Below are 26,877 nucleotides of genomic sequence, written 5' to 3' on the forward strand. Positions count from 1 at the left end.
ATCTATCTATGTTGTCATCGTATTCCATTGTCCGAAACAATAGTACTTACATTTGTGTTTATATCAATTTTCTTATCAATCTTTTCTGTCCGGCAAAAAATAATAGATAAAAAATCTTTTTTTTCACCGGCAAAGATAAAAGATAATTTGTACCAAAACGACTATAGTTCAATATATCTTGAATTTTTATTTGTCTTTCTCTTATGAAAACAGATAGTTTATCAGCCATGCTGTAAAACGTTTTTTCATCTTTTACAAAAGCCAGATAAGCCAGAAAAGAATACACTCCTTCAAAAATCTGAAAGTTTTTAAGTTCTTTTCTTTTATGAGCATATCTGGATTCTCCAAATACATTTTCTACATCCTGCACTGCTTTCAGTATATCAAGTCCTTTTTCCGTATGGGTTTTCGTGATAGAATCTATACGCTCCAGGTATTGATAATGAAAATTCTGAGTATGTGTAATGGTTTCACACTCCAGCAGCAGCTGTGGAATCAACTGAATATCTTCAAAATGAACTCCTTTTTTAAACCTTTTTTGATTAAAAAGTTCTTTTTTGAACAATTTGTTGCAGGCAAAATAGCTGATATCCGAAAAAACCGAGAAATGGTCTTCTAATTTTATTTTCTCAGGCATATTGGGAATCTGGGTCAGCTTTTGGGTTACCGTCCCATTTTCATCTACTTTTTGAATATTACAGATCACTATTCCTGCCTGATGTTTCTCTGCCAACTGAAGCATTTCTTCAAACATGGTTTCATTAACATAGTCATCACTGTCAACAAAGCCTATATAGTCTCCTGTTGCTCTCGCCAAACCAAAGTTTCTGGCATCACTTAATCCTCCATTTTCTTTGGTAAAGCCTTTTATTTTGTCCGGATACTTTCCTGCATATTCTTTAACGATCTTCCCGGATTCATCTTTACTCCCGTCATCTATAACAAGAATCTCAATATTCTGATATGTCTGATTAACTAGAGAGTCGAGACATTTTGTCAAATAATTTTCGACATTATAAACGGGAACAATAATTGAAACTCTCGAGGGAATGTGGGTCATACATTAAAATTTCGTCAGTCTTGCATTCAGCCAACCTTTTTTAGCATCATCAAAATCCTTTCTTGAACAGGGAATGCAGTTTTCTATATTTTCATCGTCACCAAAATACCACAAATTACTGAAAGTATCACGCTTAAATGCAAATTGTCTTTCATCAATTAAAACATAGAACAATTCATACTGTCTTTCTTTGGGGTGAGACTGCTGAATATTAATCCCTTCGATCAGATACCATAGCATTTGAGCTAACAGCTGATGATTCAACTGGTTTTCCGCATAAATATTATAATTAAAAATCCCTACCGTCTTCAGATTTTCACTCAGCCCGATCTCCTTCATGTAAGCACAGATTTCTCTTCTGTTCAGTCCATTTACTTGCGGATTCATAGAAAATGGTTCACTGAAACTTTCTACAGCGTCACAATTTACGGTCACCAGATCTGCTTTTCTGAAGAAAGGTTCTGTTTTTTCCGTAGAATTCATCATTTCTGCTAAACGGATGATATCAAACTCCACTTCTTTAATCAATCTCACAGAATCCATTTCGTTCAAATGCTTCTGATAGCCTAAATGGTGATAGTTTTTAATAGAAAAATTCTTGGCTCCGAAAATTTTCCCTAAAAATGTATATTCATTAATCTCTTCTCCCTGTTTTAGGGAAATAATATTACTGATTTGCGTATAATTGATACTTTTCTGATGAAAATTCAATGCTGAAAACAGCGAAAAAGCAAAGTCATTGGATCCCCCAATAATTACGGGAAGTGCTCTTTTATAATGACAGGCCGATAAAACTTCCTGCAAAATATAGTGGGTATCCTGAACAGATTTCCCTGAGACTAAATCACCCAAATCCACAATTGGAATTTCAAAATCCAATTGTGAAAGTTTATAAAATTCTTTTCTGACTGCTGTAAAATCCTGTACCTCTGCATCACCACCTGCTCCTCTATAATCCGAGACAAATAAAAGAACAATGCTGTCTTCTTTTATGTCTTTTGCAATCCGGTTTCCGATCTGCCAGCTTTCTGTTTTAAAATTTCTTGGCGAAATGATAAAGTCTTCAAAATCCATATTTTAACCTGAAATTGTAATAGTTTATTAATTGCTTGATATAACAAACATACAAAAAAACACCACAACTGAGAACCTTACAGAGATTTTTGTGTATAAAAAAAGCCGTCAACACTATTTGTTAACGGCTTTGTATGATATAATTAATATTACTTCTTCTTAGCAGCAGGTTTTTTAGCTGCTGTAGCTTTCTTAGCAGTCGCTGCCTTTTTTGCTGCTGGTTTTTTCTTTTCTGCAAAGGCATTTTTATCCTGATCCGTGATCCATTTTTTGACTTCATCCAGAGAAATTTCTTTCAATTCTTCTGCGTCGTATTTGGTATCATCATTTTTCTTTGGAATCTTGAACATGGCTTTTCCAAACTTAATGAATGGTCCCCATCTTCCGTTTTCAAGGGAAATTTTTTCTTTTTCCCATTGCTGGATATATCTGTTGGCCTCTTTTTCCAGTTTAGCATCAATCAGTTCATTGATATCACTCTGGGAAAGGTTTTCAAAGTTGTATTTCTTCGGAACGTTTACGAAAATATCTTTGTATTTGATAAATGGTCCAAATCTTCCTGATCCTTTAGTCACAGGCTCTCCTTTATACGTTGCGATTGGAGCATCAGCTTTTTTCTTCTCATTAATGATCTCTTCTGCACGTTTTTGATCTACAGAAAGCGGATCTTCACCTTTGGGAATACTGATAAAAGTTTCACCCCATTTCACATAAGGCCCAAATCTTCCTACTCCCACAGAAACTGCCTGCCCTTCAAAGTCGCTCAGTTCAAAAGGCAATTTGAAGAGTTCCAATGCTTCTTCAAAGGTAATAGTCGCAATATTCTGCCCGGACATCAATGAAGCAAAGATGGGTTTCTCTTCATCATCAGTTTCTCCGATCTGGATCATCGCTCCAAATCTTCCGATTCTTGCATGAACATTTTTACCGGTCTTTGGGTCAACTCCTAAAAGCCTGTCACCGGTTGCACGGTCTGCATTTTCTTCTACATCTTCAATTCTTGGGTGGAATTTTGAGTAGAAATTCGTCATCATTTCTTTCCATTTCTGATCTCCGCTTGCAATTTCATCGAAACTCTCTTCTACTCTTGCCGTGAAACCATAATCAAGGATTTCTCTGAAGTTATCTGTTAAGAAGTCATTCACAACTTCTCCTATATCTGTAGGTATGAATTTATTTTTATCACCACCAAATTTCTCATCCAGAACCACTTTCTTGATCTTATCTTTTACTAAAGACATTTTGATCACTTCACGGGTATGTGGTTCGATTTCTCTTTTGTCCACATATTCTCTGTTCTGAATGGTTTGAATGGTTGGTGCATAAGTAGATGGTCTACCAATCCCTAACTCTTCTAATTTTCTTACCAATCCGGCTTCCGTATATCTTGCACTTGGTCTGGTGAATTTTTCTGTTGCCGTAATGGATTTATAACTTAATACTTCACCAACTTTTACTTTTGGCAATAGCTTTTCATTGTTTTCATCATCATCATCTTCGGTTTTTACAATACCATAAGCTTTTAGGAAACCATCAAAAATGATGACTTCTCCCTGAGCTTCAAAATGATGGGGTAATGAAGCATTTCCGATCTCGATGACCGTTTTTTCAATTTTAGCATTCGCCATCTGGGATGCTAATGTTCTTCTGTAGATTAGTTGATACAGCTTATTCAACTGTGCATCTCCAATGCTCTTCACACCGAAATCTGTAGGACGGATAGCTTCATGGGCTTCCTGTGCAGAAGCTGATTTGGTAGTATAGTTTCTTGGAGAAGAGTATTCTGCTCCGTATTCTGATATAATTTGTTTTTTTGCTCCTTCAATAGCCTCCTGAGAAAGGTTTACAGAGTCTGTTCTCATATAAGTAATGAATCCTTCTTCATATAGTCTCTGAGCCAGACGCATGGTATTGGTCACATTGTATCCTAATCTGGATGAAGCCTCCTGCTGTAGTGTAGAAGTAGTAAAAGGAGCGGATGCAGAACGTGTTCCGGGCTTTGTTTCAACATTCAGAACTTTAAATTCTGTAGTTTTTGCCTGCTCAAGGAATTTTTCAGCTTCAGCTTCTTTTTCAAAGTCTTTTTTAAGTTTAGCTGCAATTTCCTGTTCCGTATTGTTTAAGAAAATTCCGTCTAGTTTAAAACTTGCTTTGGGTACAAATTCACGGATTTCTTTTTCTCTTTCAACAATTAATCTTACGGCTACCGACTGCACTCTACCAGCAGATAGTCCTGGTTTTACTTTCTTCCATAAAACCGGAGACATTTCAAAACCTACGATTCTGTCCAGCACTCTTCTTGCCTGCTGGGCATTTACTAAGTTCTGATCGATATCCCTTGGATTTTCAATTGCTTTTAGAATGGCATTTTTAGTAATCTCGTGGAAAACAATTCTTTTTCTGTTTTCAGGCTTCAGTTTCAATTCATCTGCTAAGTGCCATGCAATAGCTTCTCCCTCGCGGTCTTCATCGGAAGCCAGCCAAACCATTTCGGCTTTCTTTACTGCAGCTTTTAATTCTGTCACCAATTTCTTCTTGTCTGCTGAAACTTCGTAATCAGGACTAAAGGTGGCAAGATCTATACCCATTCCTTTTTTAGGAAGGTCCCGGATATGTCCGAAACTGGATTTCACTTCAAAATCCTTACCTAAATATTTCTGAATAGTTTTTGCCTTTGCCGGGGACTCTACGATTACTAAATTTTTCGACATTCTAAAAAAAATTTTTTTGCAAAAGTAAAGCTTTTTTATTATATACTTTTTGAAATCACATTTTATTTAATAATTCCAGGGGAGCAACAAACAGCCTATAGAGTATTCCTTCAAAAGTAAAACCCTTCCCGGACATTTCCACTCTATATAGTAAAGACAACAGTATAACAGCCATTATAACATAGAATTTCCGATCAATGGTTATCGGTTCATAAGCATATATAGAGTCTCCTTTTTTCAACATCATCCCAAAAAGAACAATGATGAGCATCATATGAATATACATCCATCTTCCCCAGTCTATCGCAAGATAAAACAGTGGTAATGAAAACACAAAGGCTCCGATTAATAAAATATATAAAATCTTTTGGCCTTTTAGATATTTTAAATAATAGCCTATATGAAATACACTTATTCCTAAGCTGATAAAGTAAAGTAAATATTCATTAAGATGTTCTTTAATATATTGTCTTTCATCAATATCCCAATAAAAAATCCCGTAGTTAGGATGTACTCCCCTTTTGCTCAGGATTACTAATGACATGCCTTCGTTCACATTTTTCCCGAATAAGACAATAGCTGCAGCTGGAATCATTACTGCAAGGAAATATTTTATATACCTTTTGATTTCCAGTTTTCCGTTTTTCAGATATAATGCAATCGCAAAGTAAGGAATATAGAACAGGGTAACCTCGTGCAGAAGTGTACTTATAAAAAGCAGTAAGCAGAAGATATATTCTTTATACTTTGAAAGTTTATCATTATCTAAAAGGTATGCAAAGTAAGTAAATAACAGAAATAGTATAAATTCTTTTTTCCCTACATAAGTCACTGTATTTAAAAGCCCCACAAAACCAATGGACGACAGTAAAAGTGAGAGATACAACAAATCTGTTATTTTGTACCTGATAAGTTTTGTATAATACCAAAAGAACAGGGAAATAATCACAAATTGAAAGAAATACACAATATAATTAAGACGAAGCCCCGTTATATCCTGCAGAATAAAAAAGAAACTCCCGGATAAACCTCTTCTTTTGAACCCGCCGTCTTCATAATTAATCAGCCAGTCTGCAAGAATATATCCATCATCTTTAAGATTGAACACGAGGGTAAAAGCAAGAGTATATAGAGTGGTTATTATTATCAAAAAGTAGATAAAAATCTTGATATTAAAATTCTGAACTATCTTTTTCATCTTCATAAAGCGCTTTAAAATTCACACAAACGTGTTACCAATATAATATGTGAAATAAGTTTTATTTTCTAAGTATAACTGCAATCAAAAAAGCCAACTTCATTAAGGTAATACGAAATTCTTATAGGTATCTATAGAATAATTCGCCTTTTTAGCATTAAAAATGGAGAAAATACAGAAGTTAAAAAATATAATAAAAAGAAGCCCGGAAAAAATAATCTGTTTTTCTCTTTTAGAAACTACAGAAAGTGCATTTCCCATAAGCAGCATTACAAATCCCATAAAAACCCCTACCAACCTGGAACTTAGAATAGGATTTTCTCTCAGAATAAAAAATGCACATATTCCTATGACGGTCACATTTCTATAGTACTCATAATAAGGACTTTTCTCTTCCAACTTATCATTAAAATATAAAATAAAACAGGTATACAGAACCATTAAGATTTCCGGGATCCCGAAACCTCCATTAATCCTTGCATACTGCTCTTCCATATATCCATTAATCCCATCTGAAATTGAAGACCCTCCTGCTATCATATTCAGAAAAACACCAAGCTGCTCGTACACCTTAAATGGGGATAATATCATTGAAGCTAATACTAAAATAAATATCCAGAATTTATTCAAAGGAAGCTTCACCAACCAATACAATGGTAAGGTAGCCCACGCAGAGGTATGAAACCCTGCTGCAAGATACACGCAGATAAAATACTTCCAAAACTTTCTTTCTTTAATAAAAATAAAAGAATAAAACATAATTCCTCCAGCCACCGATTGTCTCATCTGCCCCCCAGTAGAGATTAACATTCCGGGAATAAACCCTAATAAGAGTAAAAGAGTAGGATAATCTGAATTTTTAATAAGAAATTTATACACTAGCGTTAGTGAGATTATGGCTACTAATAGAGTAATGATACTAAATGGAAGCCCCAGATCAAATACAACCCGGTTCATCAATATATATAACCATTCTATCCCCAGTTTGGGAGCCCCACTAAAAGGAATGCCATTCATCAGGATCGTCCCATAATCATAAATATAAGAGTAGTCAAAAATCCCTTTATAAGACCCGTAATCTGGTCCCACGTCATTTCGAAGTCCAATTAATATAATCTGAAAAAAACAAATTCCATATAATGTCGCAGGGTCTACATACCCTCCAGAATATTCTTTAAAAGTAAGAAATAGTAAAACAAAAAAAACGATTAGAAAATAAAGGGGTAATAAATCCATAGTGCTAATTTATCTAAAAATCATATATTAATTATACAGCTTAAGCTTATCCTTTAAAAAATATTTACAAATAGCCCAACCAAAGCATCAATCTCCTTAATGGCGCGGCTGTTTCAATTCCAACAAAACAAGAAGGAGCTCTATAAAGAAAATTGGATAAAAAAATTAATAGTATAAAACTCACACTTTTTTTAGAAAAAACAGTTTTATAATCAAAAACTGATATCTTAAAATCATTCTTTGGCAAAAGAGAAATAATCAATACACTCCAGAATATAAACAAATTGTAAAACCAGCGTCCAATATCAATCGCAATCAGAAATAAAGGTACTGTACACAATAAGCAGACAAAAAAGAAAAATACCAGTTTTCTTATATCTTCCTTCTTAAATTCTTTGATATATAAATAGAATATTACATAGACAAACTGCAACAGAAAAGTTACACTGTAAAGTGAATAGTCATAGAGATGCTTATAGTAGTAATCTAATTTAATAAACTCATTTTCTTTCCATGCAAAGATATTATCATCTTGAAGGTTGACCCCACATGCTTTAATAACATCTAAAGTATATTCTGACCCAACATTCTTCATCCCCGCAAAAAAAATAATCAAAGCTGGAATACAGAAGGATAATGAAATCAGCAGAATTTTAGAAAGCTCAACTTTTTTTGTGTGAAAATAATATAAAGAAAGAAAACATGGAAAAAAGAAAACGAAACTCTCGTGTATAAAAACCGAAACAAAAAAGAGGATATAAAAAGAATACCACCACCATTTGCTCATGTTACCTTTTGTAAGAATATAGGCGAAAAAAGATAACATAAACCATAAAATACCATCTTTTCTTGCCCCCATTCCAGAATCAGAAATAAATCCCCACAGGCAAAACGGCGTAAATAAAAATACAAAATCTAAAATAGTATATTTTTTCAAGTTGATTAACCGTACCAGATAATAAAAGAAAAGAAAATGAAATATAAACTGAAAGAAAAATACAGTATACTGCACTTTGATCTGAAAAGTTTCGTACAGAAAAAAAACGACTGTTCCTAACAATCCTCTTCTTTTAAATCCTCCGTCCTGATAATTAATAAGCCAGTCACCAAAAGGATAACCATTGGCAATGGTGTAGGCAAAATAAACCTTAAAAATCAAAAAAAGAGTAATGCCTAATAAAAAAAATCGCAAAAAATAGTTTGTAATGGAGCGCATTTTGTGTTTTAATACTGTTAATTGGGAACAACGCAAAGGTAATTAATTTCGTAAAAGGAATTGTTAATATGCGTTAAAGTTTTTACTGAATATCTGTAATTGTTCATAAGCGTATAAATATAGTAATAACAAGGTTATCAATAAGTTTTTCTTCAAAAGATCCTTATCATACAGATTATGGAGCCTCGGGTAAAATGAAAACAAATATGAACTTTTTTTAATTCTAACTAAGAAACCGCCTCAAAAATTGAGACGGTTTCAAATTTCAAATGAAAATTATTATTGTTTTTAAAGGTGGTATGGAATCATGGTGATTTCATATTCACTTATATTATTCTTTGATAATTTTCACTATGGTTTCAGAATTATTGATTCTTACTAAATATGCTCCCGATAATAAAGATGAAAGATCTGTCTGTTCGTTTTCAAACTTACCAGATTTTATCATCTGGCCAGACATATTATAGATCTGATAATAATATTCTTTCACTCTGTCATTACCTTTGATATACAATATGTTTTTCACAGGATTAGGGAATACCTCAAGTTTATTTCGGGTTATTTTGTCCTCAATAATTGATTTTGCTAAAACATTAATCGCTTTAGCCGCAGACAATGAGGTAATCTGCAATTTAGGAATAGGGCCTAATTCATTTCCATTTTCATCATATTTTACTTTAACACAACGGCAGTTCTGCGCAAAATAGGGATCGGCATTACTACTAAACGGAAATATATAATTTCCAGCATACTGTATCTCTGTTCTTAATGCTCTTCCGGTATAATTGGAACCTAAAGCCCCTAGCCAGAAACCTCCATAAACGTAATCAATAGCATTGAAATCCGGAGCTGCAGGAGTGGCTTCTATGGTATTTCTACCTCCTCGTACTCCTAAATTGGCAAAACTTCCAATATTATAAGCTGCATCGCCAAAAAAATAGGCAATAGCTGCGGAACTGTAAGGATTTCTGTTAATTCTTGTCCCCCCATAATTATTAGGAATACTAACTCCGGTGGCAGGTTTATAAAAAGGAGTTGCTCCTACGTTTGTATTGGAGACTCCGGTTAAATCAGGAATCCTCCATCCTTCCGGACAAGGATCGAAAGGAGACTTTTTACCCCCTCTCCCCCATCTTTCCGGAGCAAGGTTGGGTTCATTTGCCAACCAGTCTGCCCCATTGGTGTGGTTAGTATCTGCTGATTTCGTGGTCATATTAGGAACCATAAAAGTCATAGGATTTTTAACGGAATAAGATAAAACTTTGCTTATTTTATCTGCCACTTTATCTGTTGCCAATACATTGGCCTGTACAGAATAATCAGGATACTTTTTAAGATAAGAGTCTGAATAATAGGTTGTAGCAGACAAGGTAGTATAAGTAACACTGCCATTAGCCTGTACCATTCCTAAATAAACTGGAACTGAGTTCCTGTTAGCATTCACGAAAACAGGCAGCGGATCTTTTCTACCCCATTGGAAATGCAACCCTCCGGTAGTAACCGTTTTATTGTCTTCTGCAATAGCCTGGTTAGCGCCGAGGTCTCTATCCATTATTTCTGTTTTGATTACTTCACCCGGCTTGATGTAATTGATGTAATTAACAGCTGCCTGGTTAGGCAATTCTGTTACATAAGTAGCAGAACTGATTGGGGTATTGGTTACCCAGATATGCCAGCTCCAGTAAACAGGATTGGTAATACTTCCATTATGCAGGGTAACAACAGCATTCCCTGATTGGTTAGGTGCAATCTTAACATTGATATTCGTGTTGGAAATATCTGCTAATGAAGTGGGAGCAGGATTAGAAAGGGCAATATTACTGATTAAGCCGGTAGCTGTAGACCACAATACATTAACTTTCAAATTGTTGAAATTCGCTGGATTCAGAATATCAGGATTATTAAGCAGCTTGCTCTGAGCAGAGAATGCTTTACTGATTGGGATCTGAATGGTAGACTCTACTGTGCTTTTAACAAGGGTATAAGAATTCGGATTATTTAATCCTTCAGCATATTCCACAGCATTATTAAAGAACTCGGTAGGGAAGTTATAATTGTTAACTTCATATAAAGGATCTTTAATACATCTGCATCCATGAGCGGCAGAAGTTACTCCCCCAGTTAAAGGATAATACTGATATCTTCCGGTGATGGAAGGTAAGGAAGGATCTGGAGTATCCGGCTGCTCCCTATCAGGAATTATACGGAGATTTCTAGCTGAAACGGAAGGTGTTGCATCGAAAAACCGCGTCATTGTTGCTGTCCATAAATAGGTTTCATGCTGATCGGTATACTGCCCTTCATGGTAATTTCTTACAAGCATTCCAGTACCAGGAAATATTCCCATATTATTTCCGCCTACATTACTAAGATCTACCCCCACATTGTTGTATATCTTGAATCCCTTCATATAAGATGGAGTATTATTATCATTGGGTTTAATGATCTGATACTTATTGGCTTCAAAAGTATTGATGGAGATATTATTCTTAATACCAAACGGGCTGAAATCTACCCTAACATTATCAATGTAGCTTGTATTCCCTAAATTGGCAACCAAGACGGAAGGGATTCTCCATCCGTTAGGACATGGATCAAAAGATGATTTATCCCTATATGGATTTGCACTGTTGTCATTACTCAAATCTCCGTTTGTAATAAAGCCTTTTGAGTTATCAGACCATAAGTTTAGTTCACTTAATCTATTCGGAGGCAATGTAGCAGAATTACCAAACCAGTTTACCTGAAGAATTGTATTATTGTTATAAACAGCCTGTCCTGAATTGTCATCTTTGTTCACATAAATTAAGCTTAATGGATTTTTAATGGATAAACGGATATTATTAGGAACAGTAGCATTTGACAATGTTACCAGTTTAATTAAGTTATCAATCTTCTGAGAGCCATTAGCCATATTTCTGGATTGTCTGTGTCTTATTCTTCCTACAGATCCTGAAGCTTCATAAAAATCATTTCCTTTATACGCCAATGGAGGAATTGGGTCTTTTCTTCCCCATTGATACAGCAGACCTCCGTTTTTGTTATATTCTGTTCCGGTGATGGTATTGCTTAAAGCACCAAGGTTTCTATCCATCCATCCCCAGTCTGAATTAGGGATTAATTCCACTGTCCCATCAGTCCTTTGTCTTTTTACCCCATCAAAACTCTTGTAGGTTGAACCATTGGTAGGATCATCCGTAACCCAGACATGCCAGGACCAGAAAATTTCTCCGTTTACCTTGTAGGCAATGACGGCATTTCCTTCTTTCGTTTTGTTAATCGGAACTTTTATTTTTGCATCCTCTCCGGATCCGATAATCTCTAAACTGTAATTGTCTCCGGATTTTATCAATCCATGGATATCTTCCCAATACACATCTGCTGTTACAGTACCGGAAGGAATAGGACTTCCACCCATAAGCGGGTTAGAGTTCCACATTTTATAGGCTTTTTTTACAGGGATATAAAGACCATCCACATCAGCGTTGGTTTTCTTATCCTTACCCGTAAAGATATAACTGTTGGGTGCTTTTGCCCAATCTGCAAAATCAGATACGGCGCCTGAATTGATGGTAAAGCAGGAAACGGGACATTCCTCTGTAATTGGATTGTTAAAAATCCCTACATATTTTATAAATTTGTTGATCTCACTTTCGATATCCATCAAAGGCCTTGACGGACCGTTCCAGCTATTGATCACTTTTCTGTTTCTGATCGCTCCCACCCCATACAATGATGCCTGGGAAGTATTGCTTAATGAAAAATTCTCAGAACCAGGACCTCGCTGCTTGCCATTAAGAGGGGGATACCCAAAATCATCCGTTGTATTGTAGTTGCTTATCGCAGAAAGGGAAATAAATTGTCCATTGGCTTTATAAACTCTTAATCCGGTAACCTTGCTGATCACAATAACAACAGGCTGCTGATTGGCAAAAACATCTCCCAATTTTTCATCGATATAGTTATAAAGGTTATAATATCGGTTCACAAGAGTATTGGGCTTGGTAAAATTCAGATATCCTCTGCCTAAATCCTCTCCTCCTTCAGACGGTAGTAAAAACCAATTGCTGAAGTTAATAAAGAAACTTTCATTGGAAAATCTTCCTGCAAACATATATACCGGATCATGATAAGAGAACTCGAAAGGACTGGTATCACTGTTCTGATAAATATATTTCTGTGAACTGGCTATCGTAGAAAGGTTATTTGGGTTTGTAATGTTAACCAATGGTGAATTGGCATTAGAATTATCTAATACCGCTCTTCCCTGAAAAGACAAAACAATATTATCCAGCTTTCTCGCCAGATGCTGGGAAGTTACCCTATCTTTTACCCCGGCAACAGACCCATTTGGATTGTACACAACAGTTCCATTCTTTTTAGGGGTAAACAGAATGGTGTACTGGTTTTCATCCAGATCACAGTTTCCATAGATATAATCAGATTGTCTGTAATGGCTTACTGACTTATTCCATGAAACAGAGGACCAATTGGTTACCGTCTCATTCGAACTTAATTCGATTTTCAAGGAATGTGAAGCCAAAGCTGATTGTGGCAGCTCGAAATTAGCCGTAAGATCTTCATCATAGTCATAATTACCTGCAAAAGTTTTGCACCATATAGAAACCCAGTTGTTCTGGGCATCTTTGTACTTAATGGTAACTTTTACATCTCCTGCGGTAGCGGGTTTTTGAAAGTTTCCTTTCATAACTACCAATCCCTTCTCATTCACATTCTGTGAAATGATAATAAGCGGATCCAGATCATAGGTACTTGGCGGTAAAGCTGCCCTATGCTTGAATCTCGTACTGGTCTCATCAGGTTTGGGGACAGAAGCCGCCCTCGCCCAGGTATGAGATACTGCAATACAAAATATTACAGCAAAAATCTTTAAGGTGAATCTTTTTTTCATACCGATGGAATTAAAAAGTGTTTAGAAGGTAAAACGAACGTATAACCCATATAATGCTTTGAAAATCAAATAGAATTCAAAGCACTATCCCAACCCAGACCTTGTCAACAAAAGCCAGGATCGTAAATGTATTATCCGGAAAACAGGGTATATTAAATCGGATTCTTATGAATAAATTTCAGAGGAAGTGAACAAAGGAATCTACAAATAGGTAGAACGTAATCTTTTTCACGATTACATGTTTTAGTTTTCTGGTTATGTGCTGTACAAACCCTTAAAAATTCCAGATATAACTATCTTTAAATTTTTAACAAAGTTATCAAAAAAAAAGAAAAAAATCCCAAAATAGAGAAATTATATTTTTGAGAAAAATAGAATCATAAATAAAAAAATAGATATTTTATAACACAATAAACGTTATTAAAAGAAAAAACATATAAAAATATCCATTATCATTAAAAAATAAAATGAATAATATTAAGTGTTTTATATATTCATTTTTTCCAGCTTATATTAATTATAAAAAGCTATATTTTTAATTTGAAATATACACTGATCATCTTATGAGATTAAGTCCGGTTATTTTTTTAAAAAAGTTTCAAAAAAAGCTTTAGAGGCAATCCCATGTCAATGCCTAATTCATAAGATGGAACACGATAAACAAAGTCAGCCACAAGAACAGCAGCTACGAACATCATATTTTTATAATTCAATAAAGAATTGTCTATCAGCTTCATCTCCCCTTTTCTCTCAGGAAGCTGGAAAATAAGGATGATAAAGAAGAGAATAAAGTGATTATACAGCCATCTTCCTACATCAATCGCAATTAGAAACAGAGGAATAGTAAGTATAATACATGTAAAAAAAGCGATTAGCAGGAGCTTTTTATTAGAAATTTCCTCCTTCTTAAGAATAAAAATATAATACAGGATAAACAATAGCTGTATGGTAAAGCTCACTGCATAAAGACTGATTGTATTCAGATGTTCCAGATAATATTTTGTTTTAATCAGCTCGGTTTCTTTCCATTGAAAAATGTTATCATCCTGTAAATTGATCCCGCATTCATTAACAAGCTGAAGGGTGTGCTGATAATCCGGATTCATACTTCCCATAAAGAAAATAAATACAGCCGGAATGAAAAAGGCCAGTACGATTTTAAGAGTCTTCTGAATATCTAATCTCCTGTTATGAAGAAATAGGATCAATAAAAAATAGGGGGTATAAAAAATAAAACTTTCATGAATAAAAACGGATAAAGAGAATGAAATCAATAATATGTTCTCTCTAAATCCGGATAATTTATTTTTTGCTAAAAAATAAGCATATAGTACAAAAAGCAGCCATAAGATCCCGTCTTTTCTGGAACCAATTGCTGCATCAGAAAAAAATCCCCATAGACAGAATGGTGTAAGAAATAGGAAAATGTCTATAATATTTGTCTGTTTTAATTTAAATAATAGTGACAGAATATAAAAAAACAGAATATAAACGATCGCCTGAACTACAAAAACAGAATATTGTAATTTGATGGAGAATGAGTCATAAAAAAAGACAAAAACAGTTCCTAATAACCCTCTTCTTTTAAATCCTCCATCCTGATAATTAATCAACCAGTCCGCGAAAGCAAACCCATTACATGCATAATAGGCAAATCCAATTTTAAATAAGCAAAGAATCGTAACTGCTATAAGATACCACCCTGATTTAAATCCTTCCAGCGTTTTTTTCATCGAACTTAATATACTCTAGATCATCAAACTTAATTATCATATTCAATTAGTAACCAATTTAATATAAAAATTTTAAACTGTAATTACAAAAAAGGATATTATGGGTTGGGTATGAAATTTTTAAACTGATGGGCAGCCGTCACAATACCTGTAAGAATTAATGGTAAAAACAATCTTGTTTCCCAGAAAAGCCCCACCATCGCAATCATTATCAGGTAAGGAATGGAAAAGAACAGATATTTCCTGATGAATATTTTTCCTTTATCGTTACACAGCAAGTAACTGAAATATATACTGATCAATCCAAACAAAAGACCACTTAAGTTAAAAGGACTGCTGAAATTATCCCAAAAATAAATTCCTTCCACAAAAGATACGTTCTGGTGAATCATCATTCTAAGTCCTGCATAAGGCACTATAAAAGCAATCACCAAAAAGATAATTTCTTTAATGAAAGTAAAATCCTTCTTTTTCAATTTTTCAAAATCAATGCACATTGCCGCAAAAAAAGAAATATTCAGGCACGAAGTTTCTCTTGCGAGCGTAGAAATAAATACTACCGCACATAAAAGAATAAAGTCCAGAGGCTTTCTATTCTGCAGATATTTCAAAGTAAGCAATGCTCCTAAAAGATAAAAGAAGATCGCTATACAATCACAATTGGTAGGAACATACTGAACAATGACGATAAAGAATACAGCTACCAAATGAATCATTCTTCTGATATTCAAATGTAATGCATCTCCTGTAAGATTTAGCTTAAGAAGCGAATGCAAAACAACCGAAGACAATACAAAAAAGAAACTGTTAATCAGAAAAATGCTATGATAAAACAGTGTTCCTTGTTTTAAAAGAAAATTTTTGAGAAAAGGAACATAATTATTCACAATGAAAGTCACTAATTCTGTGACGTGTACACTCAGATAATTGGGAATTACTCTATAAGCATATACAGAAGAGAACATAAAATCCGGTGCTTTCTCCATCGTTTTCAACCTTACATAGGAAGACTCGAAGCCGTAATAGGACATCGCAAACAGCAAAAACGGAAGTACGGTTACAAATAAAAACCCATTTATTTTTTCATCATTTTTTATCGACATATCAAAAACAGATTCTTATTTTTTTAATAATAATTTTGGTTTAAAATACATTTCATCAAAAGGGAACTTGTACAAAAGTAGAATAATTTTCATTCCATTCAGAATATTTTATTGATTTTCAGCCAAAACTTCTCCCTAACTATTTTGATGTAATTCTTAAAAATTTAAATTTGCAGACTTGACCCAAATGCAATGCATCGCTTTTTTATATTTTTATATCATCTGATTTCCAGGAACAAAATCCTTTCTGTTTGTACAACTTTAGGGATTGCCCTTTTATGCCTTTTTTTTGCTTCAAAGATTAATTTTGAGGAAGATATTAATCAGATCATCCCTAAAAATGAAAAATCAGATCTTACGGCTAAGGTACTTAAACAGCTTAATTTTTCCGACAAGATTATTGTGATCATTGAAAATAAATCTGGTGAAGACAGTTTTCAGCTTTCCGAAACAGCAGATACTTTTTTACAAAAAACAGAGCCTTTGCAAAAATATATTGGTTCTATCCAGGGAAAAGTAAATGATAATGAAATTTCTGAAACCTTTGATTTCGTGAATCAGAACCTGCCTTTATTTCTTAATGAAAATGATTATAAGGAAATTGAAAACAAACTCGAAAAAGACAGTATTGCCAAACAGGTAGAGAATAATTATATTTCATTGGTTTCCCCTACCAGTCTTGTCACCAAAGAATTTATTAAAAAAGATCCTCTTGGACTGACCTTTTTAGGAATCAAAAAATTAAATGCTTTAAATATCAGCAAGGATTTTAAACTGGAAGACAGTTATATCGTAACCAAAGACGGTAAAAACCTCTTGCTGTTCATTGAACCTAAAAATAAAAGTAACGATACAAAAGCCAATGAAGTTTTTATTGACCAGCTTAATACGATAAAAGATAATCTCAATAAACAGTTCAAAGGAAAAACAGAAATCAGCTATTTCGGCTCTCCGGTTATAGCGGTGGCCAATGCCAAGCAGATCAAAAAAGACATCCAGAATACAGTTGTGATTTCTATGACAGTACTTTTGGTGCTGTTGATCTATTATTTCAGAAACTTCTTCACACCAATTATTGTATTTCTTCCTACAGTATTTTCTGTTTTACTGGCATTACTGGTTTTATATTTTATTAAGGATAAAATTTCTGCTATTTCATTAAGTGTAGGAGCTATTCTTATTGGGATCACCATAGATTATGCCCTGCATATTCTTACCCATTATAAGCACAACAACAATATTGAGGAGCTTTACAAGGAAATCACCCAGCCAATTATTTTGAGTAGTGCTACTACAGCAGTCTCTTTTTTATGCCTGGTATTTGTACGTTCCGAAGCCTTAAAAGATCTGGGACTTTTCGCCGCCATCACGGTTATTCTCTCTTCCATTACTGCATTGATTATTGTTCCTCAGCTGTATAAACCAAAGCCTAATAAAGAAAAGCTTAATACCAATTTCATAGATAAAATAGGTTCTTATCCTTATGAGAAAAACAAACCTTTAATTATTGGATGTTCCATCATTATTTTGGCTTGTTTATTTGGGTTCAGACATGTAGGTTTTAATGAAGACATAGGGGATCTGAACTATATTCCGAAAGAAATGAAGATCAGTGAGGCTAAGCTTCAGAAACTGTCGGATATCACTTCAAAATCCATTTATACGATTTCTTATGGGAATTCTGAAGAGCAGGCGCTAGCCAGAAACTCTCAATTAAATACCTTCCTTGAAAAGGAAAAAAAAGAGGGTAAAATCCTTAGTTATAATTCTATCGGAAGTATTGTTCTGTCTGAAAAAGATCAGCAAAAGAAAATCGAAGAATGGAAAAATTTCTGGAATGACAATAAAAAACACCAAACCGTTTCTGAGCTTATCACCCATGGAAATAAGTTTGGATTCAACAGCTCCGCCTTTGACAATTTCAATGAGATTTTAAATAAGAATTATTCCACATTAGACATCAAGGATTATGAAAAAGTAAAAGCGCTCCAGATTTCGGAATTCATGAGCAATGAAAACGGCTTTTACACGGTTTCTAATGTAGTGAAGGTAGATGAAAATAAAAGAGATGCGTTCATTAAAGATATTGAAAAGAAGCATGATGCCATTGCTATTGACCGCCAGCAGATGAATGAAAACTTTTTAGGCTTATTAAAAAGAGATTTCAATACGCTGATTAATTATTCTCTTCTTGCGATTATTTTAACCATTATTGTCTTCTTCAGAAATTTTGAATTAACGGTTCTTACCATGTTCCCTATTGTTCTGACAGGAGTAGTAACCGCCGGAATTTTATATTTCTTAGGATTAGAATTAAATATTTTCAGCACAGTAGTTTGTACTTTAGTTTTCGGTGTTGGGGATGATTTCAGCATTTTCCTTACCCAGGCGATGCAAAAAGAACATACTACAGGAAAAAATGAGCTTCCTACTTACAGAACATCCATAATACTAGCAGTATTTACAACCATTTTATCTATTGGTTCTTTAATTTTCGCTAAACATCCGGCTTTACATTCATTAGCTTTGGTAGCATTGATCGGAATGTTCTCAGTGATTATCATTACTTCTACCCTATATCCGTTCTGGTTCAGATTATTGATTACCAACAGAGCAAAAAAAGGACTTTCGCCTATAACATTCCGGCTTTTTATTGTATCCGTGTTTTCCTTTTTATATTATGGGCTTGGAGGAATGGTATTTTCAGCCATAGGAAGCTTCTTTGTGAAAAATTCAAAGGGTAAAACACTGAATATAATTAAACTTATTTTAGCTAAGTTTTTAACTTCTGTTCTGTATTCTAATCCATTTGTAAAGAAGAAGGTCATTGAAAACCCAAAAGAAGACTTCGGCAAACCGGCAGTCATTATTGCCAATCATACTTCTTTCCTGGACACCCTGGCTATTGCAATGGCAACCCATAAAATCATTTATTTAGTAAATGATTGGGTGTACCAATCTCCAGTCTTCGGAAAATTGGTAAGAGCATTGGGCTTTTATCCGGTTTCTCAAGGTATTGAAAACGGAATGGATAAATTGAAGGAAAAAATTGCTCAGGGATATTCTCTTGTTGTCTTCCCTGAAGCGGAACGTTCTTATACCAATGACGTAAAAAGATTTCATAAAGGAGCTTTTTATCTTGCAGAACAATTTGAGCTGGATGTTCTTCCTTTATATATTCATGGAAATTCTGAAGTGCTGCCAAAAGGTGACTTCATTATCTATGATGGAAGCATTACTGTAAAAGTAGGAGATAGAATCAGTAAAGATGATCTTAGTTATGGTAAAAATTATTCTGAAAGAACAAAAAAGATCAATGCTTACTATCGAGAGGAATTTGCTAAGCTGAGAGAAGAAACTGAAGATGAGAATTATTTTAAAAAGCAATTATTCTTAAGTTATTTATATAAGGATAATGAAGTAGTAACAGAAGTAAAAAAAGATTTTAACACCCATAAATCCGTTTACTTTGAACTGAATAAACATATTGCCACAGATGCCAACATCCTGCATATTGCTGATGATTTTGGTCAAAAAGATGTTCTATTGACGCTCTATCAGGCCAGCCGAAGAATATTCTCATGGATCAGAAATGACGAAAAGCGAATCATAGCTGAACATAATTATCTTGTAAAAAGAAGAAAGATAAACTATATAAAGGAACTATCTGAAGTCACTAAAAACATTGATGTTCTTTTGGTTTCGGATGACTATTTTGACATCAATAATAGTAAGAATCTCCCTGAGACGATTATTTTTATCAATACCACAAAAACGGAAATAGAAAATAAAAATTATATATTAGAATTTAGTTCTGACTCATTAAAAGTATTTAAAACTAAATAATACATATGAAAAACATATTTTTGTAAACGCTAAAAAAGATTCCATGAAAAAAAATATACTTGTCATATATTATTCTCAAACCGGTCAACTGGAGGATATTGTGAAAAATATTGCCAAGCCTTTTGAAGCGCAAAAGGAAGAATATAATGTTACCTATTATAATATTAAATTAAAGGAGGACTTCCCTTTTCCTTGGCAAAGTGATGTTTTTTTCAACACCTTTCCGGAGTCTTATTTACAAATACCCAAGGAAATTGTAACCCCTTCAGAAGAAATACTGAACAAAAAATATGACCTCATCTTGTTCGGATATCAGGTATGGTATCTCACACCATCAATCCCGATTATTTCATTTTTAAAGAGCGGCTATGCAGAGCAGATCTTAAAAGACACTCCAGTAGTCACTATTTCCGGAACCCGAAACATGTGGATGCTTTCTCAGGAAAAACTGAAAGTATATTTAAGAGATCTTAAAGCCCAACTTGTTGGAAACATTGCTTTGGTAGACAGACATGACAACTACACCAGTGTTTTGACTATTCTTCGATGGCTGACAACAGGCCAAAAGGAAAAATCAGGTATGCTTCCTGCTGCAGGAGTTTCAGATGAAGAAATTATAGGCTCTGTAAAATATGGCGAGATCATTGAAAAGCATTTTAAAAACAATCATCTGGAAAATTTACAACCGGATCTTGTAAAAAATGGTGCCATTGAAATTCGTCCGTTTTTAGTGCGTGTAGAAAAGGTAGGGAACAAGATTTTCACAGTATGGTCTCATCTGATTATCAAGAAAAAAGAGAAACGTCCATTGCTGGTAAAATTCTTTAAGGTATATTTGATGGCTGCGATATGGATCATCTCACCTGTCGTTTTGGTGTTACACCTGCTTACAACCCCTATATTTTGGTTTAAAAGACAAAAACAAAAAAGATATTTACAAGGAATTAATTTAAAATAGAATGTACGACGTATTTATAACAAAAGCTTCAAAATTTTTACCCAATGCACCGGTAGCAAATGATGAAATGGAAACATATCTGGGGCTTATCAATGACGCACCTTCTAAAGCCAGATCACTTATTTTAAGAAATAATAAAATCACCACAAGATATTACGCTTTAGATAAAGAAGGAAATCCTACACATACCAATGCTCAGCTTACGGCAAAGGCCATTGAAGGACTTTTTGATGAGAATTTCAAAAAGAAGGATATGAAGTTGTTATCTGTAGGAACCACTTCTCCGGATCAGATTCAGCCTTCACACGCTTCTATGGTCCACGGTGAGCTGAATATTGGTAAATCTATTGAGATCAATACTGCAACCGGACTTTGTAATTCAGGAATGAATGCTCTTAACTATGGCTTTCTTTCTGTAAGAGCCGGAGTACAGGAAAGTGCTGTATGCGCAGGTTCTGAAAGAATGTCTGCATGGATGACAGCCGATAAATTCAACCATGAAGCGGAAAACTTAAAATTATTGGAAGAAAGACCCATCATTGCTTTCAAAAGAGAATTCCTTAGATGGATGCTTTCTGACGGAGCAGGTGCTTTCTTATTAGAAAATAAACCCAGAGAAAACGGAATTTCTTTAAGAGTGGAATTTATTGATTTCTATTCTTATGCTCACGAGATCGAAGCCTGTATGTATGCCGGATGTGAAAAGCAGGAAGACGGAAGCTTAAAATCATGGGCAGATTATCCCTCTGATTCATGGTTGAAAGACTCTATTTTTGCCATCAAACAAGACACTAAAATTCTTGATAAATATATCCTGGTAAAAGGTGCGGAAAGCTTAAGAGCTTCTTTTGACAAACATCATCTGGATCCTGAAAAAATTGACCATGTATTGGCTCACATCTCTTCAGGCTATTTCAAAGATGGACTGAAAGATGAATTCGCTAAAAAAGGAATGGATTTCCCTGCTGAAAAATGGTTCTATAACCTTTCTGATATTGGAAATATCGGTGCCGGATCTATTTTCGTAGCATTAGAAGAGCTGATGAACTCCGGAACATTGAAAAAAGGAGAAAAAATACTTCTTTGTGTTCCTGAGAGTGGAAGATTCGCTTATTCTTGTTCACTATTAACAGTCTGCTAATGGAAAACAGACTGCCATCATCCGATAAAGATTTTGTACAAAGTCTTATTCCACAGCGTGCACCATTTGTAATGGTACACGAGTTATCAGAATATTCAGAAAGCCACCTTATTTCAGGATTTGAAGTAAAAGAAGATAATCTTTTCATTCAGGATGGTTTTTTTCAGGCATCAGGGCTGATAGAGCATCAGGCACAAAGTGTAGCACTTCACACAGGGTACAAGTATTATCTGCTTGGAAAAGATGCCCCTACAGGATACATCGGAGCCATTAAATCCTTTGAAGCTGAAATGTTGCCTAGAATTGGAGATCAACTGAAATCTGAGGTAACCATCCTCAATGAAGTAATGGGAGTAACCCTTGTAGACATCGTTACCAAATTAAATGGTGAAGTGATTGCAAAATCTCAAATGAAAACTGCTGTAAAATAACTTGTAATGGAAATCAGGGAAGAAAATATCATCAATATCCACAACTTTTTACCTCATCGTGAACCGATGCTGATGGCAGACTATATTCTGGAGCTGACCCAAGAAAAAGTAGTGACTTCCTTTGAAATAAAAGAAGACAATATCTTTGTACATAACAATGAATTGGCAGAAGCCGGATTAATTGAAAACCTGGCACAGACCTGCTCATCCATCCTTGGACAAAGCTTCTTTGAAAATCCGGAAGCAGATACCAAAGTGATAGGCTTTATCACCAATATCAAAAAGATTGAGATCTTCGGACTTCCCAAAGTAAATGACAAAATCATTTCAAAAGCATCACTGATTTCCCAGTTTGAAAATATCTGCCATATTTTCTGCGAAACCTTCAACAACGAAGAATTGTTGATCAGAGCAGAGATAAACCTGTTTATTCAGGAGGTAAAATCGTAAAAAAGAAAGAAAAAAGACTATAAAAGCTGTGCGTTTTGTACAGCTTTTTTGTTTTTTTGATGATTACATAAATTGGATGTTGTTATTTTTAACGCTATGATCGCCAAGGAAATGTTTATTCTTATTGTTTTAAAGTTCGCTAAGGCGTTTCACTTAGCTAAGGCTGCTAATTATTTTTACGTGGGAAATTACTGTATCCATCATTAGGTTTTGGCTAAAGCCAGATGAATTTTATGATTTATTTAGGTGGGCTAAAGCCCACCTCTATTGAATTTAAAACCACTGATCTTATCACACTCTCCCATGGGTGAGTGAAACGCCTTTGCGAGCGAGAAATATCCACAATCAATACCCCTTCCGCGAACCTTGCGTTAAAAGTAACAACCGTCAAAAACATCACAGAACCTTGTGAATATTGGTGGAATTATTGGTGACATCTGTGTTTAAATAACAGCATATTTCACGTGAAACATTCCATAAACCTGTGGAACATTCACTATCAGGCAAGTATCATATTTAAACAAAAAGTGGAACATTTCTGCTCCACTTTACCTATTATTAAAACTAAAATATTAGTATCCGAAGATCTCTTCAAGCGATACCTCCTGGAATGTTCCCATCTTGTTGATAGATTCCATATTCAGATTTTCTTTCTTACCGATGATTGCTGTATTGTATTGTACAGGTTTCACTTCTGTATTATAGAATCCTGTCAGTTGAGGCAGTGTCAAACTTTGAATTTCAGCGTAAGTATCTTTTCTAAGATCATAATCAACACCTAGCTTTTTAAGGGCTAGCTGGCTGAAGAAGATATTAGTCCTGTTGATTCTGTTAGATGCAATTTGCTTTAATGCAGAACCTCTTGCATTTTCAAACTGTGTTGGGATCTGTGGCAGCTCAGCCATCAGATCGCTCATTGCATTGACTGCCAAAGGAAGTTTATTCGCCTGTGTCCCTATATAATTAGTGATATAGTTAGCATGCCCTTTTTCTGAAGCATTTGCATAAGAAACATAGGCAGAATATGCTAAAGACTTACTTTCTCTGATTTCCTGGAAAACAATAGATGATAATCCTCTTCCGAAATATTCATTGAATACATTAGACTTTCCGAAGTTGCTTAGGTTTACAGTGCTTCCTTTAGCTACTTTTGCCATTTCCATCTGTACCATATCATAATTCGTGAAATATACTTTTCCTGTTGTTGCAGGCTCTGCATATTCCTTAGCTTTTGCAGGTTGCAGACTCGCGTTTACAATATAAGGCTGTACAGCTTTTTCCATTCCCGCTTGATCCTGTCCATAAAGAAGAACCTCGTAAGGATATTGGTTCAGTGTTTTGATCTTTTTCATTAATTCTGCAGCATCAATGCTTTCCAGACGAGCTTTAGAAATAACATCTGTCATTCTTGAGTCTTTCCCATATTTTGCATAGTTGGAAAGCGCTCCCATAATTTTTACTTTATCTTTTTTGGCAACTTCTCTGGCTTCAAGAATCGTTTTTACAGTTTGGCTGTAAATCGCTTTATCTGCTTTTACGTTCGTCATCCAGTGATTCATTAACTCCACTCCTTTCTTCATATTACTTTCAAGTCCTGATAAAGTAACGATAGTTTGATCATTAGAAGTTCTGAAACTGTAAGAGATTCCTAACTTATAAAATTCTTCCTTCAATTGCTCCGGAGTATATTGATCTGTTCCAAGGTATTCGAAAAGTGTTCCCGCTAAAGAAAGTTCTTTATCATGATCTGTTCCGAAAGGGAAAACATAGCTTACCTGGGCAATCTCATTGTATTTATTCTTTACAAAGCTTACCGTTTTATCTTTTACCTTTGAAGTCTGGATCACTGTTTTATAATCCACAAATTCAGGCTTAATTTCAGTAACCTTTGTATTTAAAATATCTTTAAGGAAAGGAGATTGAGCCTCTCTGTTCAGCTTAATAGGAGTAATTCCCGGGTTCTCTACACGAACAAGTTTATCATTCACTCCTTTTTCTTTGTAAACAACTACATAGTTATCCTTAAAGAACTCATTTGCGAATTTTACCACATCCGCTTTAGTGATCTTTTCGTACTGATTGATCTCATCCAGTTCCTGCTCCCAGCTTCTTCCTTTGATATAGGAATCATAAAGCTCGGTAGCCAAACCATCAGCAGTTTCCCAGCCTTTCATGCGCTGAACCTTTTTATCGTTGACGATGGCTTTCAGCATCCAGTCCGGGAACTGTCCTTTTTTAACCAGATCGAGCTGATCCAGCAATAACCTTTTAGCCTCATCAAAGCTTTGTCCATCCTTAGGAGTTACTACTAATGCAAATGTTCCATACATTTTGAATGGAGATTCATAAGCTCCTGCACCTAACGTTTTCTGTTTTTGATTAATATTAAGGTCAATCAAACCAGCATCTCCTCTATTGCTTAAAATCTCTGCAACAACATCTGCTAATCTAGCCTCCTGGCTTCCATAAGAATCTGTTCTCCACGCCATCGTCATTCTTGGTGTAGACGGACTTTTTACTGTTCTGGAAACAATCTGAGTCATGGGCTCTTCTGTTACCATTTTTTTCATCGGAAGCTCCTTATATTTGAAAGCTCCGAAATATTGATCAACTAATTTTATAGTTTTATCAAAATCAAGATCTCCAACCAATACTACAGCCATATTATTAGGCACATAATACGTATCAAAATACTTGTGAATTGCTACCATTGAAGGACTTTTCAGATGCTCAGAAGTACCGATAGTTGTTTGCTGTCCGTTCGGGTGTTTTGGGAAAAGAGCTTCCATCAAAGCATAGTTTACCAAACGGCCATCATTATCCTGCGCTCTGTTGTATTCTTCATACACCGCTTCTAGTTCTGTGTGGAAAAGACGAAGTACTAATTCTGAGAAACGTTCCTTTTCAACTCTTAACCATTTTTCAAGTTCATTAGATGGAATATTGTTTTTGTAAACTGTTTCATCCAACCAGGTATGAGCGTTCGTTCCTGTTGCTCCCAGTGAAGAAATAGCTTTATCATATTCATTAGCAATTGCATATTTTGAAGCTTCCTGAGATACCTCATCAATCTTTTTATACAATTCCTTTTTCTTTGCTGGATCCTTTTCCGCTTTATGCTGCTCATAAAGATCAGAAATCTGCTGTAACAAAGCTTTTTCTTTTGCCCAGTCCTGAGTTCCCAGTTTTGAAGTTCCTTTGAAAACCATATGCTCTAAGTAGTGAGCCAATCCCGTATTATCACTTGGATCGTTATTAGATCCTGTTCTTACCGGAATATAAGTCTGGATTCTTGGGGCATCTTCATTTTTAGCGAGATAAACCTTTAGTCCGTTTTTCAGGGTATAAACTCTTACCCCGGAACGGTCATTTTTTACCGTTTCATACGTATACCCTTGGGCATCTGTTAGTTTTTGAGTATCGAATTTCTGAGCCATAGCACTAAGCATGCAGAAAAGCGAAACAGAAATAAAAAATTTCTTCATAGTGGTTATTTAATAATTTTATAATCAAATTTCTAATCCATTAGTCTTATCATAGGACTTACTTGTTACAGCCTTCCCATCATAAGTATTAACAGTATTCTTTAAGATTTCATTACATCAAAATAGTTAAACATATCTGAATTAAAAATTGAGGAAAACAAAGATTATTTGTAATACTACGAGGCAAGGGAAAAGATATCCATCAGTATCCCCTTATTCAAACGGAGAAATATAATCATGAGCCTTATTATGAAAATATAAATGAAAAAACCTTATACAGTCATTATTTCACAAAAATTTTCTATTCAAAGATGGCTTAATTT

The 26,877-nt window shown here is 34.7% G+C and carries 15 protein-coding genes; 5 read left to right on the forward strand and 10 right to left on the reverse strand.

The features are described from left to right. Positions 1-58 precede the first annotated feature (58 nt). The 9 genes from AC3HD6_RS17545 to AC3HD6_RS17585 form a co-directional block, all read right to left on the reverse strand. Complete coding sequence (locus AC3HD6_RS17545; protein WP_488897507.1) at positions 59-1,060, reverse strand: glycosyltransferase family 2 protein; 1,002 nt, start codon at positions 1,058-1,060, stop codon at positions 59-61. A gap of 3 nt (positions 1,061-1,063) precedes the next feature. Further along, positions 1,064-2,134, reverse strand: a complete 1,071-nt coding sequence (locus tag AC3HD6_RS17550) for a formimidoylglutamase (RefSeq protein WP_488897508.1) — start codon at positions 2,132-2,134, stop codon at positions 1,064-1,066. Between the two features lie 149 nt (positions 2,135-2,283). Beyond that, positions 2,284-4,845, reverse strand: a complete 2,562-nt coding sequence (topA, locus tag AC3HD6_RS17555) for a type I DNA topoisomerase (protein WP_488897509.1) — start codon at positions 4,843-4,845, stop codon at positions 2,284-2,286. Between the two features lie 55 nt (positions 4,846-4,900). Beyond that, positions 4,901-6,043: a hypothetical protein gene (locus tag AC3HD6_RS17560; RefSeq protein WP_488897510.1), complete on the reverse strand. Its 1,143-nt coding sequence runs from the start codon at positions 6,041-6,043 to the stop codon at positions 4,901-4,903. A 102-nt stretch (positions 6,044-6,145) separates the two neighbouring features. Further along, entirely contained in the window at positions 6,146-7,279 is a 1,134-nt protein-coding gene (locus AC3HD6_RS17565; protein ID WP_068939328.1) for an EpsG family protein, read from the reverse strand. A gap of 64 nt (positions 7,280-7,343) precedes the next feature. Next, complete coding sequence (locus tag AC3HD6_RS17570; protein ID WP_488897511.1) at positions 7,344-8,216, reverse strand: hypothetical protein; 873 nt, start codon at positions 8,214-8,216, stop codon at positions 7,344-7,346. Between the two features lie 610 nt (positions 8,217-8,826). Next, complete coding sequence (locus tag AC3HD6_RS17575) at positions 8,827-13,407, reverse strand: T9SS type A sorting domain-containing protein (RefSeq protein WP_488897512.1); 4,581 nt, start codon at positions 13,405-13,407, stop codon at positions 8,827-8,829. Between the two features lie 587 nt (positions 13,408-13,994). Further along, on the reverse strand, positions 13,995-15,140 hold the full coding sequence (locus AC3HD6_RS17580; RefSeq protein WP_488897513.1) for a hypothetical protein: 1,146 nt from the start codon (positions 15,138-15,140) through the stop codon (positions 13,995-13,997). A gap of 98 nt (positions 15,141-15,238) precedes the next feature. Next, the gene (locus tag AC3HD6_RS17585; RefSeq protein ID WP_488897514.1) at positions 15,239-16,243 is read right to left on the reverse strand and encodes a hypothetical protein; all 1,005 of its coding nucleotides are present in this window, start codon (positions 16,241-16,243) and stop codon (positions 15,239-15,241) included. A 192-nt stretch (positions 16,244-16,435) separates the two neighbouring features. Here AC3HD6_RS17585 and AC3HD6_RS17590 point away from each other — a divergent pair, with 192 nt between their 5' ends. Genes AC3HD6_RS17590 through AC3HD6_RS17610 form a run of 5 tightly spaced genes read left to right on the forward strand, consistent with a single transcriptional unit; the run spans position 16,436 to position 23,069 of the window. Further along, on the forward strand, positions 16,436-20,089 hold the full coding sequence (locus AC3HD6_RS17590; protein WP_488897515.1) for an MMPL family transporter: 3,654 nt from the start codon (positions 16,436-16,438) through the stop codon (positions 20,087-20,089). Between the two features lie 43 nt (positions 20,090-20,132). Further along, positions 20,133-21,047: a dialkylresorcinol condensing enzyme DarA gene (locus AC3HD6_RS17595; protein WP_488897516.1), complete on the forward strand. Its 915-nt coding sequence runs from the start codon at positions 20,133-20,135 to the stop codon at positions 21,045-21,047. Position 21,048: 1 nt separating this feature from the next. After that, positions 21,049-22,188, forward strand: a complete 1,140-nt coding sequence (gene darB, locus AC3HD6_RS17600) for a dialkylresorcinol biosynthesis protein DarB (RefSeq protein WP_488897517.1) — start codon at positions 21,049-21,051, stop codon at positions 22,186-22,188. Next, positions 22,188-22,619 (forward strand): hotdog family protein, encoded by a 432-nt coding sequence (locus AC3HD6_RS17605; RefSeq protein WP_488897518.1) that lies wholly within the window; start codon positions 22,188-22,190, stop codon positions 22,617-22,619. Before darB ends, AC3HD6_RS17605 begins: the two co-directional genes overlap by 1 nt. 6 nt (positions 22,620-22,625) lie before the next feature. Then, positions 22,626-23,069: a hotdog family protein gene (locus AC3HD6_RS17610; RefSeq protein WP_488897519.1), complete on the forward strand. Its 444-nt coding sequence runs from the start codon at positions 22,626-22,628 to the stop codon at positions 23,067-23,069. Between the two features lie 572 nt (positions 23,070-23,641). Here AC3HD6_RS17610 and AC3HD6_RS17615 read toward each other — a convergent pair. Then, on the reverse strand, positions 23,642-26,554 hold the full coding sequence (locus AC3HD6_RS17615) for a M16 family metallopeptidase (RefSeq protein ID WP_488897520.1): 2,913 nt from the start codon (positions 26,552-26,554) through the stop codon (positions 23,642-23,644). Between the last annotated feature and the right edge of the window lie 323 nt (positions 26,555-26,877).

Source organism: Chryseobacterium sp. II3a (genome assembly GCF_057815135.1).

Coding starts and splice junctions, on each gene's coding strand:
- AC3HD6_RS17595 (WP_488897516.1), top strand. CDS start 20,133: ATGAAAAAAAATATACTTGTCATATATTATTCTCAAACCGGTCAACTG.
- AC3HD6_RS17590 (WP_488897515.1), top strand. CDS start 16,436: ATGCATCGCTTTTTTATATTTTTATATCATCTGATTTCCAGGAACAAA.
- AC3HD6_RS17550 (WP_488897508.1), bottom strand. CDS start 2,134: ATGGATTTTGAAGACTTTATCATTTCGCCAAGAAATTTTAAAACAGAA.
- topA (WP_488897509.1), bottom strand. CDS start 4,845: ATGTCGAAAAATTTAGTAATCGTAGAGTCCCCGGCAAAGGCAAAAACT.
- AC3HD6_RS17560 (WP_488897510.1), bottom strand. CDS start 6,043: ATGAAAAAGATAGTTCAGAATTTTAATATCAAGATTTTTATCTACTTT.
- AC3HD6_RS17575 (WP_488897512.1), bottom strand. CDS start 13,407: ATGAAAAAAAGATTCACCTTAAAGATTTTTGCTGTAATATTTTGTATT.
- AC3HD6_RS17610 (WP_488897519.1), top strand. CDS start 22,626: ATGGAAATCAGGGAAGAAAATATCATCAATATCCACAACTTTTTACCT.
- AC3HD6_RS17615 (WP_488897520.1), bottom strand. CDS start 26,554: ATGAAGAAATTTTTTATTTCTGTTTCGCTTTTCTGCATGCTTAGTGCT.
- AC3HD6_RS17585 (WP_488897514.1), bottom strand. CDS start 16,243: ATGTCGATAAAAAATGATGAAAAAATAAATGGGTTTTTATTTGTAACC.
- AC3HD6_RS17545 (WP_488897507.1), bottom strand. CDS start 1,060: ATGACCCACATTCCCTCGAGAGTTTCAATTATTGTTCCCGTTTATAAT.
- darB (WP_488897517.1), top strand. CDS start 21,049: ATGTACGACGTATTTATAACAAAAGCTTCAAAATTTTTACCCAATGCA.
- AC3HD6_RS17605 (WP_488897518.1), top strand. CDS start 22,188: ATGGAAAACAGACTGCCATCATCCGATAAAGATTTTGTACAAAGTCTT.
- AC3HD6_RS17580 (WP_488897513.1), bottom strand. CDS start 15,140: ATGAAAAAAACGCTGGAAGGATTTAAATCAGGGTGGTATCTTATAGCA.
- AC3HD6_RS17565 (WP_068939328.1), bottom strand. CDS start 7,279: ATGGATTTATTACCCCTTTATTTTCTAATCGTTTTTTTTGTTTTACTA.